The organism is Caballeronia sp. ATUFL_F1_KS4A, from assembly GCF_023630905.1.
GTDB classification, from domain to species: domain Bacteria; phylum Pseudomonadota; class Gammaproteobacteria; order Burkholderiales; family Burkholderiaceae; genus Caballeronia; species Caballeronia zhejiangensis.
Genome location: NZ_JALQEB010000001.1, coordinates 573,280 through 588,311 on the forward strand (window position 1 = coordinate 573,280; position 15,032 = coordinate 588,311).

14 protein-coding genes and 1 tRNA gene are annotated in these 15,032 nt (G+C 62.5%); 6 read left to right on the top strand and 9 right to left on the bottom strand.

Going from position 1 to position 15,032, the window contains the following annotated elements; translation table 11 throughout:
- Positions 1-22: 22 nt before the first annotated feature.
- Together miaA and mutL are read right to left on the bottom strand one after the other, a co-directional pair.
- Positions 23-970, bottom strand: coding sequence for a tRNA (adenosine(37)-N6)-dimethylallyltransferase MiaA (gene miaA, locus NCS03_RS02680; protein ID WP_244807702.1), 948 nt, complete (start codon positions 968-970; stop codon positions 23-25).
- Complete coding sequence (gene mutL, locus NCS03_RS02685; RefSeq protein WP_250528724.1) at positions 967-2,928, bottom strand: DNA mismatch repair endonuclease MutL; 1,962 nt, start codon at positions 2,926-2,928, stop codon at positions 967-969. The genes miaA and mutL overlap by 4 nt, the downstream gene beginning before the upstream one ends.
- A gap of 502 nt (positions 2,929-3,430) precedes the next feature.
- Here mutL and NCS03_RS02690 point away from each other — a divergent pair.
- Both NCS03_RS02690 and NCS03_RS02695 read left to right on the top strand, forming a co-directional pair.
- A complete protein-coding gene (locus NCS03_RS02690; RefSeq protein ID WP_250528725.1) occupies positions 3,431-4,732 on the top strand; it encodes an esterase/lipase family protein in 1,302 nt (433 codons plus the stop codon).
- Positions 4,733-4,915: 183 nt separating this feature from the next.
- The gene (locus NCS03_RS02695) at positions 4,916-5,575 is read left to right on the top strand and encodes a DedA family protein (protein WP_008351380.1); all 660 of its coding nucleotides are present in this window, start codon (positions 4,916-4,918) and stop codon (positions 5,573-5,575) included.
- Positions 5,576-5,633: 58 nt separating this feature from the next.
- Here the strand turns inward: NCS03_RS02695 and NCS03_RS02700 are convergent, their stop codons facing one another.
- The gene (locus NCS03_RS02700) at positions 5,634-5,885 is read right to left on the bottom strand and encodes a GlsB/YeaQ/YmgE family stress response membrane protein (protein WP_008351379.1); all 252 of its coding nucleotides are present in this window, start codon (positions 5,883-5,885) and stop codon (positions 5,634-5,636) included.
- 314 nt (positions 5,886-6,199) lie between these two features.
- Between NCS03_RS02700 and NCS03_RS02705 the strand changes: the two genes are divergently transcribed.
- From NCS03_RS02705 to NCS03_RS02715, 3 genes are read left to right on the top strand one after another with little or no spacing between them, the layout of a single operon-like run.
- On the top strand, positions 6,200-7,129 hold the full coding sequence (locus NCS03_RS02705; RefSeq protein WP_250456569.1) for a peptidoglycan DD-metalloendopeptidase family protein: 930 nt from the start codon (positions 6,200-6,202) through the stop codon (positions 7,127-7,129).
- A 42-nt stretch (positions 7,130-7,171) separates the two neighbouring features.
- Positions 7,172-7,720 (top strand): lipoprotein, encoded by a 549-nt coding sequence (locus NCS03_RS02710; RefSeq protein ID WP_033536569.1) that lies wholly within the window; start codon positions 7,172-7,174, stop codon positions 7,718-7,720.
- A gap of 8 nt (positions 7,721-7,728) precedes the next feature.
- Positions 7,729-8,124 carry a hypothetical protein gene (locus tag NCS03_RS02715; RefSeq protein ID WP_250528726.1) on the top strand — a complete coding sequence of 132 codons (396 nt, stop codon included), beginning with the start codon at positions 7,729-7,731 and terminating at the stop codon, positions 8,122-8,124.
- 321 nt (positions 8,125-8,445) lie between these two features.
- On the opposite strand, the gene NCS03_RS02720 is transcribed toward NCS03_RS02715, so the two are convergent.
- On the bottom strand, positions 8,446-8,937 hold the full coding sequence (locus tag NCS03_RS02720; RefSeq protein ID WP_008351375.1) for a hypothetical protein: 492 nt from the start codon (positions 8,935-8,937) through the stop codon (positions 8,446-8,448).
- A gap of 320 nt (positions 8,938-9,257) precedes the next feature.
- On the opposite strand from NCS03_RS02720, the gene NCS03_RS02725 reads away from it, so the two are divergent.
- Positions 9,258-10,145 carry a glutamate/aspartate ABC transporter substrate-binding protein gene (locus tag NCS03_RS02725; RefSeq protein WP_008351374.1) on the top strand — a complete coding sequence of 296 codons (888 nt, stop codon included), beginning with the start codon at positions 9,258-9,260 and terminating at the stop codon, positions 10,143-10,145.
- 16 nt (positions 10,146-10,161) lie between these two features.
- Here NCS03_RS02725 and NCS03_RS02730 read toward each other — a convergent pair whose 3' ends face one another.
- The 5 genes from NCS03_RS02730 to NCS03_RS02750 all read right to left on the bottom strand — a co-directional run bounded on the left by NCS03_RS02730 (position 10,162) and on the right by NCS03_RS02750 (position 14,967).
- Positions 10,162-10,716, bottom strand: coding sequence for a carboxymuconolactone decarboxylase family protein (locus NCS03_RS02730; protein ID WP_175979832.1), 555 nt, complete (start codon positions 10,714-10,716; stop codon positions 10,162-10,164).
- A gap of 8 nt (positions 10,717-10,724) precedes the next feature.
- Positions 10,725-12,056: an aspartate aminotransferase family protein gene (locus NCS03_RS02735; protein ID WP_250528727.1), complete on the bottom strand. Its 1,332-nt coding sequence runs from the start codon at positions 12,054-12,056 to the stop codon at positions 10,725-10,727.
- Positions 12,057-12,163: 107 nt separating this feature from the next.
- The gene (locus NCS03_RS02740; RefSeq protein ID WP_175979834.1) at positions 12,164-13,024 is read right to left on the bottom strand and encodes a MurR/RpiR family transcriptional regulator; all 861 of its coding nucleotides are present in this window, start codon (positions 13,022-13,024) and stop codon (positions 12,164-12,166) included.
- A gap of 119 nt (positions 13,025-13,143) precedes the next feature.
- A tRNA-Met gene (locus NCS03_RS02745) sits at positions 13,144-13,220 on the bottom strand.
- 88 nt (positions 13,221-13,308) lie between these two features.
- Positions 13,309-14,967, bottom strand: a complete 1,659-nt coding sequence (locus tag NCS03_RS02750; RefSeq protein WP_008351365.1) for an MFS transporter — start codon at positions 14,965-14,967, stop codon at positions 13,309-13,311.
- Positions 14,968-15,032 lie beyond the last annotated feature (65 nt).

A 15,032-nucleotide genomic window follows, 5' to 3' on the forward strand; every position in this document is an offset into this window, starting at 1 on the left:
TGCAAAATTTCAGTATGACTTTTCAGACTTTCGAAGTTTTCCTAATCGCTGCTACCGCCCGCTCCGTCGCGTCCCCCGCGCAGCAATCCACCACGACTCGCTCCGGCATCGCGCGCAGCCACGTCAACTGCCGCTTGCACAACTGCCGCGTCGCGAAAATGCCCTTGTCGCGCATCTCGTCGTAACCCGTCGTGCCGTCGAGATAGTCCCACGCTTGCCGATAGCCGACACAGCGCATCGACGGCATCGAAAGATCCAGATCGCCGCGCGCACGCAACGCGCGCACTTCGTCGATGAAGCCGTGCGCGAGCATCGCATCGAAACGTGCGGCGATGCGCGCATGCAGCACCGCGCGATCCGACGGCTCCAGCGCGACCGGCACGAAGCGATACGGCGCATCCGCATCCTGAACGCGCGGCGCGGCGAGCAGCGCGGACATCGGCTGGCCGGACAGCATGAAGATTTCGAGCGCGCGCTGGATGCGCTGCGAGTCGTTCGGCGCAAGCCGCGCGGCGGTTTGCGGATCGACCGCCGCGAGCCGCGCATGCAGCGCGGGCCAGCCATCGCGGGCGGCGTCGGCGTCGAGGGCGGCGCGCACGTCGGCATCGGCGGTCGGCAGATCGTTCAGACCTTGTGTCAGCGCCTTGTAGTACAGCATCGTCCCGCCGACCAGCAACGGCACGTTGCCGCGCGCGACGATCTCGCCGACGAGCCGCAGCGCATCCGCACGAAACTGCGCGGCGGAATACGTTTCGGCGGGATCGATGATATCGATCAGATGATGCGGCGCCGCCGCGCGCTCCTCGGCGTTCGGCTTGGCCGTGCCGATATCCATCTCGCGATAGACGAGCGCCGAATCCACGCTGACGATTTCCACCGGATGCAGCGCCGCGAACGCGAGCGCGGCCGCGGTCTTTCCCGACGCCGTCGGCCCGAGAAGACACGCAACAGGCAAGGCGGAAGCGCTCATTGTCCGCGCATGAAGAGTCGGTCGAGATCGGCGAGCGTGAGCTGATACCACGTCGGACGGCCGTGATTGCACTGATCGGCGCGCTCGGTCGCTTCCATCTGGCGCAGGAGCGCGTTCATCTCGTCGAGCGTGAGCCGGCGATTCGCGCGCACCGCGTTATGACACGCGAGCGTGCCGAGCAATTCGTGCTGACGTTCGGTGAGCACGCGCGAGCCGCCATAGGCGTGCAGATCGGCGAGCACGGCGCGCGCGAGCGATTGCAGGTCGGCGTCCTTCAGCAACGCGGGCACGGCGCGGATCGCGATCGACGTCGGCGACAACACCGCGAGATCGAAGCCGAGCGCATCGAGCGTCGCGCGCTCTTCCTCGACGATGCCGATCTCGACCGGCTCCGCTGTCATCGACACGGGAATCAGCAGGGGCTGCACCGCGATCGCGCGATCGGCGAGCGCGTGCTTGAATTGCTCGTAAAGAATGCGCTCGTGCGCGGCATGCATGTCGACGATCACGAGGCCGCGCGCGTTCTGCGCCAAAACATAGATGCCGTGAATCTGGCCGACGGCGAAACCGAGCGGCTGTTCATCGGCGTGATCGAGCGCACTGTCCGCACTGTCACTGGCGATCAGCGGCGCGGGAGGGCGCTCGTTCATCGACGGATACGGCGTGTCGATGGTCGTCGTCGCGCCTGACGTACCCGCGCCGATGTCCTTGCGACCGAACAGCGCGTCGTAAAGCGCGAGCGGCTGCGCGACGGGCAGCGTGCCCTGCGTCATGCGCGACTGGCGCATCCAGTTCGTGCCGTTCTCGCTTTTCAGCGTGAGCGCATCCGGCGTGCCGGCGAAAGGCTTTGCGCTGAACGAAGCCGGGCCGGTCGGCTGCAATTGCGCCGCGTGTCCGCCCGCCGTCGTTTCCGGCGACGCGCCCGCATGCCGCGCCAGCGCGCGCTGCACGGCGTGAAAGACGTATTGATGAATCGAGCGCGAATCGCGAAAGCGCACTTCGATCTTCGACGGATGCACGTTCACATCGACGGATTCGGGCGGCAAATCGAGAAACAGCACGTACGCCGGATAGCGATTGCCGTGCAGCACATCTTCATACGCGGCGCGCACGGCGTGCGTGAGCAGCTTGTCGCGCACGAAGCGGCCGTTCACGAAGAAATATTGCTGATCGGCGCGCCCGCGGCTCGCGGTCGGCAAACCCGCGCAGCCGTAGACCGCAACCGGCCCGGCGCGTTCGTCGAGCGGCAGATGCGCGGTTTCGAACACCTCGCCGAGAATCTTCGCGACGCGCGTCTGCGGATCGCTCGCGTTCCAGTGCTCGACGGCTTTGCCGTTGTGCATCACTGAAATCGCGACGTCGGGCCGTGCGAGCGCCGTGCGGCGAATCACGTCGAGGCAATGCCCGAGCTCGGTCTGCTCGCTCTTCAGGAATTTGCGGCGCGCGGGCGTGTTGAAATACAGCTCGCGCACTTCCATTGTCGTGCCGACGGTGCCCGCGGCGGGCGAGATGGCGCCGGTTTGCGCGTCGATGCGCGTCGCGTGCGGGCAGCTTTCGGTGCGGCTCGTGATGAACAGTTCCGCAATCGACGCGATCGACGCAATCGCCTCGCCGCGAAACCCGAGCGTCGCAACGGCTTCGAGTTCCGCGAGCGAGCGGATTTTGCTGGTCGCGTGGCGCATCAGCGCGAGCGGAAGCTCGTTCGGCGGAATGCCGCAGCCGTCGTCGGCGATCACGATGCGTTTCACGCCGCCTTCGTCGAGCGTGATGCGCAGTGTCGTCGCGCCGGCGTCGAGTGCGTTTTCCAGCAGTTCCTTGACGACCGACGCAGGCCGCTCCACCACTTCGCCAGCGGCAATCTGGCTGATGAGCTGATCGGGCAGCGGGGCGATGGCGCGCGGACGGCGCCCGGCATCGGCTGTCGAAGCGCCAGCGGAGGTTTCGTTTAGGTCGGACATGGCGAAATTATAACGATTCGCAACGTTCGGGCTTCGGGTGGCCGGCTGCATCGGTCCGGGCGCGCACGTATCCAAGAGCGCGGGCCAGAGCGGGACTTTCTTGCGCCGCAATTTATTTGCATTACTGAGTTTTTTTCGGGTCCACGCGTACAATGCATTACGCCGCCGCAAGAGAGTTCTGCCAGGCCGCGCGCAATCAATCCGTCGATCTCACTCACGCAATATTTCGCTCGCACCGCCAATTTGTTTGCCATCGAGGCGGCGATTCCTGCTGAGTATGAATTCGTTTGTGTTCCGAATGCCGCGTTCGCGACCGTTGAATCGGGTAATCGTCACGGCCTAATAATCATTTCGGGCATTAATTGTTTAAGAGTTTTCGTATGGCCGCGACGATTTTGATCATGCCGGTTATCCGCAAATGCGGAGCGATTCAGCCACGGGATTCCGCCGGAGGCCAAATGTATTGGGTTATGTTTTCGAAACTTCAGAAAAAGGATAATTCATGTCCCGTATCGCTTCAGAAAAAAAGAAACCGACTGGAAATCATGCTGTGACCGAAGCGCCGCCGACGAAAGGCCAGCAGGCAGGCGCGCATTCCAGTCATAAGAACGCGGAAGCAAAAACTCAGAAAAGTCGTGTGGCGGCAAACGGTAAAAGCGGAAACAACTTTCCGAATGTGCTCGTGCATGGGTTTTGCGGTTGGGGTCGCGAAACGCTGACGAGCAAGATTTATCACTATTTCGGCGGCACAGGCGATATTCAGGAATATCTCAATAATAGGGGTTACCAGACTTTCACCGCTGCGGTCGGACCGTTATCCAGCAACTGGGACCGGGCCTGCGAGCTTTATTATTTCTTGAAGGGCGGCGTGGTGGATTACGGCGCGGTACATTCGGCGCGTTACGGCCACGAACGTTATGGACGTTCGTATCCCGGCGTATTTCCCGAATGGAGCGAAGCACACAAGGTTCATCTGATCGGGCACAGCATGGGCGGCCCGACCATCCGCACTCTCGTGCAATTGCTGGAACATGGCGATCCGGATGAAATTGCCTTCGCGCCGAGTTCGCGGGAAGCCGGCACCTCCGAACTCTTCAAGGGCGGCAAGCAATGGGTACATAGCATCACGTCCATCGCTGGCGTCAACAACGGCACCCCGGTCGCAGACGATCTCGGCGAGCCGATGTCCGACCTGCTATTGAGCCTGGCGAGCCTGTGCGGCGCCGATAACCGCGATCTGCTTTTCGACTTCGACTTGAAGCAGTGGGGCATCCACCGCGAGAAGGGCGAGGATCTGGTCGAATACGCCAAAAAGATCATGCTCAGCAAGGCCTGGAAGACGACTGACAGCGCAATCTACGATCTTTCCTTCGCCGCGGCCCGACTGCAGAACATCTGGGTAAAGACGTCGCCGCACACTTATTACGCGTCGTATTGCGCCGACGGAACGGTGCCCGGCCTCGCCGACACGCGTGTTCCGATGTCGAACATGAACCCGTTGCTCCTCGGCGGCGGCGCGGCGCTCGGCCTCAATGAAAGGGATCTTGCGGGCGGATTCCTGAACTGGCGTCCCAATGACGGTTGCGTCCCGGTTCCGTCGGCGCAGTACCCGATCGGGCACGCGCACGAGTTCGTCGGGGACAACCCCGCTCATCCGCCGAAGAAGGGCGTCTGGTACGTTCATCCTCCGATCGCCGGCGTGGATCATATCGGCATCGTGCAGCCGGTCGGCAGCACGACGCTCGAGTGGCTGGAGGAATTTTTTGGGAAAATCGCGGCCTATAACAAGGCGCTGCCAATTTAGCGACCCGGCCGGAGCCTGATCTTTCCTGTGGGGCTTTCGGGCGCCCGGGTTGCGCGCGCTTCCGGGTGAACATTCGTGTGAGCGAGCCCGGCGCCGCGCCACTTCGGTATCATGGCGCGACTCCCGCATTTGTTGCCGATGCGCCGCTTTTCCGGCGCCGGCTTACTTTTTGAGGAAAGATTTTTGGACACGTTGCTGCAATTCCTGGGACTCATCCTTCACATCGACAAGTCGCTCGGTGTCTTCATCCAGAATTACGGCGCCTGGGTGTACGCGGTGTTGTTCCTGATCGTGTTCTGCGAAACCGGGCTCGTCGTGTTTCCGTTCCTGCCGGGCGATTCGCTGCTGTTCATCGGCGGCGCGTTCGCCGCGTCGCACGAAATGGATCTCTTCGCGCTGATCGCGCTCCTGCTCATCGCGGCCGTGACCGGCAACACGGTGAATTACTGGATCGGCCGCGCCATCGGGCCGAAAGTTTTCGATACGAACATTCCCGTGCTCGAGCGCTTTCTGGACCGCGCCGCGCTGCAGAAAACCCACAACTTCTACGAGAAGCACGGCGGCAAGACGATCGTGATCGCGCGTTTCGTGCCGGTGGTGCGGACGTTCGCGCCGTTCGTCGCGGGCGTGTCGTCGATGAGTCACGGGCGCTTCCAGCTCTTCAATATTCTGGGCGCGCTCATCTGGGTGCTGTTGCTCGTGTTGCTCGGCTATTTCTTCGGCAACATTCCGTTCATCAAGCAGTATCTGAACGTGATCGTGCTGGTGGGGATCGGCGCGGCCATCGTGCCGGTGGCGATCGGCGCGCTATGGAAGATGAGCCGTCGCAATTCGAAGGCTTGAGGAAAAGCGGGATGCGCGAGGCCGTCGGATGCCGGCCTCGCTCACGCCGCGAAACCGCTTAACGGCGCCGGAACAGGCGGATCACGAAAAGCAGCACGACCGCGCCGATCACCGCGGTGATCAGCGTGCCGAGGATGCCGCCGCCGAACGAGATGCCGAGCGTGCTGAAGAGCCATCCGCCGATCACGCCGCCGACGATGCCGACGAGAATGTCGACGATCACGCCGAAGCCGCTGCCGTTCATGATGAGGCCGGCGAGCCAGCCCGCCACGCCGCCGATGATGAGGCTGAGGATGATTCCGTGTTGCATGATTTGCATGCGTTGAGACTCCAGTCGAATTGAGAGATGCGGGACGCAGGCGGGACCTGCAATCGGGCGCGGGCAATGTAGCGGAAATGACCGTGGCGGGGGATTGTCAACTGTCAAGGATTGTCGATGCAGCGTCGGCAAACAGCGCGGACGACAGATGACACATGGCCGGGGCAAAATACGTCAAAAATTTGGATTGCCAAAAGGTTCGGTCGGCGCTTGGGCGAAGTGTGTCGTTTAGGTCACTGAGGCGAATTTGTATCTGTAATGTTTTATGCTGGCGGAATTGGTTGAAAAAGTTCAAGACGACAAGCATGAGAAAGCTGGTGGTGATGCACAAGGAAGGTTTCGGATCGGGCCCGCGCGGGGCGATCGCGGGCGTGGCGCTCGCAGCGGGGTTGGCTGCCGGATTGACGGGATGTTCATCGACGCCGCGCGAGCCCGCGCCGATCGTCGAAAGTTCCGCGCTGAGCGCGCCGCCGGTGGTGCAGAGCGGGTCGCCGATCGTGACGCCCGCGCCAGTCGTGCCGCTCGGGCCGACGACACCCGCGCCCGTCGAACCGGGCTTTTATCGCGTTAAGCCGGGCGACACGCTTTACGGCATTTCGCGCACCTTCAAGCAGAAGCCCGCTGATCTGGCCAAGTGGAACACGTTGCCGGAAAGCAGGCAGGTGAACGTCGGCCAGGTGTTGCGCGTGATGCCGCCGGGTGCGTCGTCAACGACGGTGAGTTCGGCGACCGCCGGATCGAAGATGGCGCAGCCGCCGCTTCTGCCGACGCCGGAGAAATCTGTGGCGCAGAAGCCAGCGGCGGAAAAGCCCGCCGCTGCGGCCAGCGAAGAACATCAATCCGCAGTCACCGCGACTGCATCCAAGGGCACCTTCGTCTGGCCCGCGCACGGCGACGTCGTGCGCAAGTTCGGCGCGAGCGGCAACAAGGGCATCGACATCGAAGGCAAGGTCGGGCAGCCAGTCAAGGCAGCGGCGTCGGGCAAGGTCGTGTATGCGGGAAGCGGCTTGCGTTCCTACGGGCGCATGATCATCGTCAAGCACGGCAACGATTATCTGACCGCCTACGCGTACAACGAGAAGCTGCTCGTGAAGGAAGGCGATTCCGTCAAGCAGGGCGCGACCATCGCCGACATGGGCACCGGCCCGGGCGGCACGCCCGCGCTGCATTTCGAAGTGAGAAAGTCGGGCACCGCGGTCGATCCGATGCCGTTGCTCGGCGCGGCCGGCGGCTGATTCCTGGCCGGGCGGGAAGGGAGCCGAAAGGTGAAGAAGATCATGATCGCCGCGCTGACCGCGGCGTCGCTGACGTCGCTGCTTTCCGGCTGCGAGCAGCAGCAGAGCGAGGAAGCGTTGAACAAGCTCAAGGCATTTTTCAATGCAGTGAAGCCGGACAACTTGCTGCTCAAGAACCTGCAGCCCGGCGTGACGACCGAGGCGCAGATCCGCGACCAAATGGGCGAACCCGAGACGGAGCGCACGTTCACCGACGGAAGCAAGCGCCTCGAATATCCGCGCGGCCCGGCGGGCACGAACACCTACATGGTCGATCTCGACCCCCGCGGGCATTTCGTTTCCGTGACGCAGGTGCTGACCGCCGAGAACTTCGCGAAAGTGCGCCTCGGCATGACGATGGACGAAGTGCGCAGACTGCTCGGCAAGCCGACCGAAATCGCGGAGTATCGGCTGAAGAAGGAGCGCGTCTGGAGCTGGCACTGGCTCGAAGACGGCGTGAATCAGGACGCCATGTTCAACGTGCACTTCGGTCCGGATGGCACCGTGGTGACGACGTCGCGTTCCGAAGCGATCCGCGGCGGTCAACGCTGATTCCCGGCATGACGACGATGAGTGATTCGGTGACATACGACACGCGCCTTCGCCTGATGGACGAAGCGTCGCGCTATCGCGATCAGGCGTCGCGCCAGGCCGGCGCAAAGCAGCTTGTGCTCTGGGATTGCGGGCGCGGGCATCGCTGGGACAAGACGCTCGACATCGCGCAGAACGTGCGCTGCATGAATTGCGCGACCGAGCGGCGCGAATTGGAGACGAAGCGTCTGCAGGACATCGCGCAAGCGCGCGGCGGCGCGCTGCTTTCGCACCGCTATGTCGATGCCGTGACGCCCTTGAGCTGGCGATGCGCGTACGGTCACGTTTGGGATGCGACTCCCGATGCGGTGTCGCGCCATTGGTGCAGCGAGTGCGCGCGCACCGTGTTCGCGGCCGTCCGCTGACCGATCCAACGGCATCAAAGAAAAAGCCGGCGAATGCCGGCTTTTGAGCTTCTTTGTCGGGGCGCTGGCCTCTTTCGCCTGCGACTCGTCGCGCCGTTGGCAAAAACTCGCGCTTTGCTTTTTTATTCTTGCGCTTTGCTTTTACCCACGACCTGATCGAGTGCCGCCCATCCTGTTTGTCGGTCTCTCAGCGCGTTTTGCTGCTGCCCCCCGTGCGCTGGAAAAAGTATTGCAAATGGCCATTCCTAAGAATGTACGCTCGCAAACACATTCGCAAATTGATAAGCATCTGCGGGGAAGTCCCGATCCGCGAAGCGATCTTCAGTCGGCCGACGACACCGTTTCCACACGCCCGATACCCGAACGCATGTTCGCCGCGACGAGCGATTGCGTGACCATGCGCGCTTCCGCCTGCGCGATGTGCTCGAGCGTCGCTTCTTCCAGTTGCGCCGCGAAAACGGCGAGCGCCGTGCACAGACGTGCGTGCTGACCGGCATCGAGCGTCCAGACGCCTTCGTCCGAATGACGCGCGTCCAGTTCGACGAGCGCTTCGTGCGCAAGCGTGATGTCGTGGTCGCATTCCGCCGCGTGGCCCAACTGGCACAACTCTTCCGCGACCAACATGTGACGGCATAGCGTCATGAAGAGCGGCTGCGATCCGTGTCCGCGATGAAACGCGTCGAGCGCCACATAGCAGCGCAGCAGCATCGCGTCGATCATCGGTTCGCGGGCGGCGCGGCTGTAGGTCAGCGCGCGCAGAAGCGGCGACATCGCGGGACGGGCGGATTTCATGTTCGTCGATTTCTTCTTCACGGCAGTGCTCCCGAAAAGGTGTTCGCTTAACGCCGGTGCTGTCTGTCGCGCCGGGACGCGAATGCGTTGGATGCGTTTGGATGCGTTTGACGTTGAAAGCATCATCGCACCGGAAAATTAGCTGTGTCTTAAGGCGCGTAACCGCCGGATGCCTGCCAGCTATAACGCCGCGCGACGACGGCGGTGGACGCATGTGCTGTGACATTTGTAAGTAAAAGTCGCAAGAGGCCGCTGTGCGATGTGGCCTAGGGTGAATACATATGTTGTGTTAATTTTGTCGATGGCAACATATGTATCATTCCACTCTCAAAGAGGACGTCATGAAATTTGCGTCGTTGCTCACATCGACTGTCGCGTTATCTCTGATTGCGGGCGCAAGCTACGGCCAATCCACGATTGCCAAGGTCCAGAGCGCCAATCTCATCGCGATCGGGCATCGCGAGACGTCGGTGCCGTTTTCGTACGTCGATGCGAACAACGACGTCATCGGCTTTTCGCAGGACTTGTGCAACAAGGTGATCGATGCGGTCAAGGCGAAAACGAAGCATCCGGATCTACGCGTGCGCTTCATTCCGGTGACATCGCAGAATCGGATTTCGCTCGTGCAGAACGGCACGGTCGATCTCGAATGCGGCGTGACGACGAATCTCACGTCGCGGCAGAATCAGGTTGCGTTTTCGGACACGTTCTTCGTCGCGACGACGCGTCTGCTGACGAAAAAGGATTCCGGCATCAAGGACTTTCCCGATCTCGCGGGCAAGACCGTCGTGACGAATCAGGGCACGACGTCCGAGCGCATTCTTCGCAAGATGAACGAAGAGAAGAAGATGAACATGAGCATCATCAGCGCGAAGGATTACGGCGAAGGGCGCGCGACGCTCGAAACCGGCCGCGCGGTGGCCTACATGATGGACGACGTGCTGCTCGCCGGCACGCGCTCGCTGACGGCGAAGCCGTCGGACTGGGTGCTCGTCGGCACGCCGCAGTCGTCGGAGGCGTACGGCTTCATGATGCGTCGCGACGATCCCGAGTTCAAAAAGCTCGTCGACGACGCCATGAGTCAGGTGATGAAAAGCCCCGAGATCAAGACGATGTACGACAAGTGGTTCATGAAGCCGGTGCCGCCGAAGAACATCAACTTCGATTTTCCGATGAGCGAAGCGATGCAGAAGCTCTACGCCGAACCGAACGACAAGGCGTTCGAATAGCGCGACGGCGCGCGCGTCATTCCGCGAAGGGCAGATCCGTCTGCCCTTCGGCGCGCATCGCGAACGTGTTGAGGGTCATCGCGACGAGCGCGTAATAGCCCAGCAAGCCGACGAGATTCACGACGACCGTGTGCCCGAAGCGTGCGACGGCGGCGTCGTAGGTTGCATCGCTCACGCGCTTCGTGTCGTAGAGTTCGCTGGCGAAATCGAAGATGAGCTTGTCGTCGGCATCGGCGAATGTCGGCGTCTTTCCCGTGCGCAGCGCTTCGGCGAGATCGGCGGGCAGGCCGGCATCGAGCGCGATCGGATGATGAATGTGCCATTCCGCCTGCGAGCGCCAGCGCGCCGCGGTCACGAGAATCGCAAGCTCGGAAAGGCGCAGCGGCAGGCCGGTCTCGTAGCGGCAGAACGCGCCGAGTTTTTGCGCGTGCTGCGCGAGTTCCGGGCTGAAGATCCAACCGAGAAACGGCCCGTTCAGATTGCCGCGCGGTCCGCTCACGATGTCCTGCAACACGGCTCTTTGCGCATCGGAAGCCTGCGCGATGTCGAAATCGGGAAGTCGCTTCTTCATGTTTGTTCTCACTGGATGACGGAAAGCGCGCCATCGATTGAATCGGAGAGCCGCTCGACGATCGTCTCGATTTGCGCGCTTGTCGTGATGAACGGCGGCGCGATGAGTACGTGATCGCCGATGCGGCCGTCGACGGTGCCGCCCATCGGATACACCATGAGGCCGCGCTTCATCGCCTCGCTCTTGATGAGCGCGTGCAGCCTGTGCTTCGGATCGAACGGCATCTTGCCCGCGCGATCCTGAACCAGTTCGACGCCGGTGAACAGGCCGCGGCCGCGCACATCGCCGATGAACGGATGATCCGCATGCCGCTCGCGCAGCAACGCGCGCAGTTGTTCGCCGCGCGCCTTCACGTTGTCGAGCAGTTTGTCTTCGGCGATGACTTTCTGCACTTCGAGCGCCGCGGCGCACGCCGTCGCGTGACCGATATACGTGTGGCCGTGCTGAAAGAACCCCGAGCCGCCGACGATCGTCTCGAAGATCGCGTTGCTGACGAGCGTCGCGCCGATCGGCTGATAGCCCGCGCCGAGACCCTTCGCGATCGCGAGAATATCGGGCGACACGCCGTCTTCCTCGCACGCGAACAGATGACCGGTGCGGCCCATGCCCGACATCACTTCGTCGAGGATCAGCAGCACGCCGTATTTGTCGCAGACCGCGCGGATCTTGCGGAAGTATTCGCGCACAGGCGGCACCGCGCCCGCCGTCGCGCCGACGACCGTTTCCGCGACGAACGCCGCCACCGATTCGGCTCCGAGTTCGAGAATCTTCGCTTCGAGTTCATCGGCGAGACGTTGCGCGAAGGCTTCGTCGGTTTCGCTCGCCCGCTGTTCGCGATACGCGAAGCAGGGCGTGACGTGATGCGCTTCGATCAGCATCGGCAGGAAGGGCTCGCGCCGCCACGCGTTGCCGCCGATCGCGAGCGCGCCGAGCGTGTTGCCGTGATAGCTCTGCCGGCGCGCGATGAAATGCCGGCGCGCGGGTTCGCCTTTCTCGACGAAATACTGGCGCGCGAGCTTGAGCGCGGCTTCCATCGCTTCGGAGCCGCCGGACACGAAGTAGACGTGGCCGAGATTTGTCGGCGCGGCATCGATGAGCCGGTCGGCGAGTTCTTCGGCGGGCTCGGTCGTGAAGAACGACGTGTGCGCGTACGGCAACTGCTGCACTTGCCGCTGGATGGCTTCGATCACGCGCGGATGGCTGTGTCCGAGACACGAGACGGCTGCGCCGCCGCATGCATCGATGTAGCGTTTGCCGGTCGAATCGACGATCTCGATGCCGTCGCCGCGGACGGCGACCGGAAGCGTGGCGCGCGGCGCGCGATGAAATACCGTGGTCATGGTGCCTGCCTTTCGAATGCGGAATGCGCGTGCAACACGCGATGTGGCATTCTAGCGTGATAACAACATATGTTGTCCATATCGCGTGTGACGCAACGCTCGGCCGATTAGCTCGCCGCGTAGGCGCCGTGCGCGTGCAGCGCGGCTTCGGCCTGTTCGAGATGGGCGACGGCGTCCTTGCCTTCGAGCGCGAGCAGATGCGCGACGAGCATCTCCGCCAGCGCCGACGCCGCGACGAGCGACGGAAAGAACGACGGCGATTCGTGCGCGAAGATTAGCGTGTGATCGGCGTTCAGCGCGATGGGCGACACGGCGCTGTCAGTGAGCGTGATGAGTTTCGCGCCGCGCTCGATCGCCGCCTGCGCGACGCGCACGGCTTCGACGGAATACGGCGCAAAGCTGACGACGACCACCGCGTGCTTTTTCTCGATGCCGCGCAGTTGCATTTCGAGCGTGCCCGCTTCGCCGCTGATCAAACTCACCGACGGCCGAAACAGGCGATATCCATAAAGCAGGCCGAACGCGACGGGATAGCACGACCGAAAGCCCGCGACGTGCACATGCGGCGCTTTCTTGAGCGTCTTCGCCGTATCGACGACGCTCTGCGCGTTTTGCGCGAGCGTGAGTTCGAGATTGTGCGATTGCGCGTGTGCGAGATCGCGGCTCAGGTGATTGTCGGCGCCGCCTTTGACGAGCGAACGGGCGCGCGTCGTCAGCGGCTCGGGGCGCGTGCGTACGCGGCTCACGAAAATTTCGCGCAACTCGTTCCAGCCGGGGAAGCCGAGTTGCTGGGAGAGACGGACCATCGCGGCGGGCTGGACCTTGGCGCGCTCGGCGACCTTGCGCATCGAGAGGACGGCGACTTCGTCGGGATAGTCGAGAAGGAAGGCGGCGCCGGCCTGGAATTGCGGGCTCAGATCGGGGAAGCGGTCGCGGATCGTCGCCGCGAGTTGGTCGAAGGTGGGCACGTTCTGGATGCTTGAGGAAGCGGACGCGCTATTTAAGCATGAGCGCGACGTGGAGAGCGGTCGCGCGCAGAAAACAAAAAAGCCGCTGTCCTTGTGGAACAGCGGCTTTTTCTTGAAGCTGGTGGCGAATCAGGGACTCGAACCCCGGACCTGCGGATTATGATTCCGTCGCTCTAACCGACTGAGCTAATTCGCCGAAAGAAGACGAGATTATGGCGAGCGTCGAAGCGGGTGTCAACCCCTTCTGCGCGATTTATTTAACAAATCGCGCAGAAGCCCGTCGATTAATCCTCGTGATAGACATTCGACTTGCGCGTGTCCTTCACGAACAGCATGCCGATCACGAAGGTGATCAACGCGATCACGATCGGATACCACAAGCCCGAGTAGATATCGCCCTTCGCGGCGACGATCGCGAACGCGGTCGCCGGCAGGAAGCCGCCGAACCAGCCATTGCCGATGTGATACGGCAGCGACATCGACGTATAGCGGATGCGCGCCGGGAACATCTCGACCAGCATCGCCGCGATCGGGCCGTAGACCATCGTCACGAAGATCACGAGGATCGTCAGCACCACGATCGCCATCGGCCAGTTGATCAGCGCCGGATCGGCCTTTGCCGGATAACCCGCGCTCTTCAGCGTGCCGGCGAGCGTCTTGTCGAACGCCGCGCCTTGCGTCTTCGCGTCGGCGGCCTTGCCGTCGTACGTGTTCACCACCGTTTCGCCGACCTTGATCTGCGCCTGCGTGCCCGCCGGCGCCGCCACGTTCTCATAGTTGAGACCGGCCTTCGACAGCGCGCTCTTCGCAATATCGCACGAGCTCGTGAACTTCGCCGTGCCCACCGGGTTGAACTGGAACGAGCACTCGCCCGGATCGGCGATGACGACGATCGGCGACTTCTGCGTCGCGGCTTCGAGCGTCGGATTCGTGTAGTGCGCGAGCGCCTTGAAGAGCGGGAAGAAGGAGAGCGCGGCAATCAGGCAGCCCGCCATGATGATCGGCTTGCGGCCGATACGATCCGACAGCGACCCGAAGAACACGAAGAATGGCGTACCGATCAGCAGCGCAACCGCGACCATGATGTTCGCGCTGGTGCCATCGACCTTGAGCGTCTGCGTGAGGAAGAAGAGCGAGTAGAACTGGCCCGTGTACCACACGACCGCCTGTCCCGCCGTCAGACCGAAGAGCGCGAGCAGCACGATCTTCAGGTTCTTCCACTCGCCGAACGCTTCCTTGAGCGGCGCCTTCGAGGTCTTGCCTTCCGCCTTGATGCGCTCGAACACCGGCGATTCATGCAGTTTCATACGAATCCACACCGAGATCGCGAGCAGCAGGATCGATACGAGGAACGGAATGCGCCAGCCCCAAGCGCCGAACTGCTCTTCGCCCATGATCGTGCGGACCGCGAGAATCACGATCAGCGAGATGAAGAGGCCGAGCGTCGCCGTGGTCTGGATCCACGCCGTCCACGCCCCGCGCTTGTTCGACGGCGCATGTTCCGCGACATACGTCGCCGCGCCGCCGTATTCGCCGCCGAGCGCGAGGCCTTGCAACAACCGCATTGCGATGAAGATGATCGGCGCCGCGATGCCTATGGTCGCGTATCCCGGCAGGAAGCCGATCAGGAACGTCGACAGACCCATGATGACGATCGTCACGAGGAACGTGTACTTGCGCCCGACCATGTCGCCGAGCCGCCCGAACACGATCGCGCCGAACGGACGCACCGCGAAGCCCGCCGCGAAGCCCAGCAAGGTGAAGATGAAGCCGGCCGTCGGATTGACGCCCGAGAAGAAGGTCTTGCTGATATAGACGGCGAGCGAGCCCGCCAGATAGAAGTCATACCATTCGAACACCGTGCCGAGCGACGAAGCGAAGATGACCTTCTTCTCCTCCGCCGTCATCGGTGCGTGTGACACGCGCCCTTCGACCGTAGCCATGCATCGTCTCCTGTTCTGATTTTCGATTACATCGGTCCGCGATAAGGCGGCTCCCGGTGCAAAGG

Excerpts from the sequence above, each read along its gene's own strand:
- NCS03_RS02735 (WP_250528727.1), bottom strand. The coding sequence starts at position 12,056 with ATGACCACGGTATTTCATCGCGCGCCGCGCGCCACGCTTCCGGTCGCC.
- NCS03_RS02730 (WP_175979832.1), bottom strand. The coding sequence starts at position 10,716 with ATGAAGAAGCGACTTCCCGATTTCGACATCGCGCAGGCTTCCGATGCG.
- NCS03_RS02725 (WP_008351374.1), top strand. The coding sequence starts at position 9,258 with ATGAAATTTGCGTCGTTGCTCACATCGACTGTCGCGTTATCTCTGATT.
- NCS03_RS02715 (WP_250528726.1), top strand. The coding sequence starts at position 7,729 with ATGACGACGATGAGTGATTCGGTGACATACGACACGCGCCTTCGCCTG.
- NCS03_RS02690 (WP_250528725.1), top strand. The coding sequence starts at position 3,431 with ATGTCCCGTATCGCTTCAGAAAAAAAGAAACCGACTGGAAATCATGCT.
- NCS03_RS02710 (WP_033536569.1), top strand. The coding sequence starts at position 7,172 with ATGATCGCCGCGCTGACCGCGGCGTCGCTGACGTCGCTGCTTTCCGGC.
- NCS03_RS02705 (WP_250456569.1), top strand. The coding sequence starts at position 6,200 with ATGAGAAAGCTGGTGGTGATGCACAAGGAAGGTTTCGGATCGGGCCCG.
- NCS03_RS02700 (WP_008351379.1), bottom strand. The coding sequence starts at position 5,885 with ATGCAACACGGAATCATCCTCAGCCTCATCATCGGCGGCGTGGCGGGC.
- miaA (WP_244807702.1), bottom strand. The coding sequence starts at position 970 with ATGAGCGCTTCCGCCTTGCCTGTTGCGTGTCTTCTCGGGCCGACGGCG.
- NCS03_RS02750 (WP_008351365.1), bottom strand. The coding sequence starts at position 14,967 with ATGGCTACGGTCGAAGGGCGCGTGTCACACGCACCGATGACGGCGGAG.
- mutL (WP_250528724.1), bottom strand. The coding sequence starts at position 2,928 with ATGTCCGACCTAAACGAAACCTCCGCTGGCGCTTCGACAGCCGATGCC.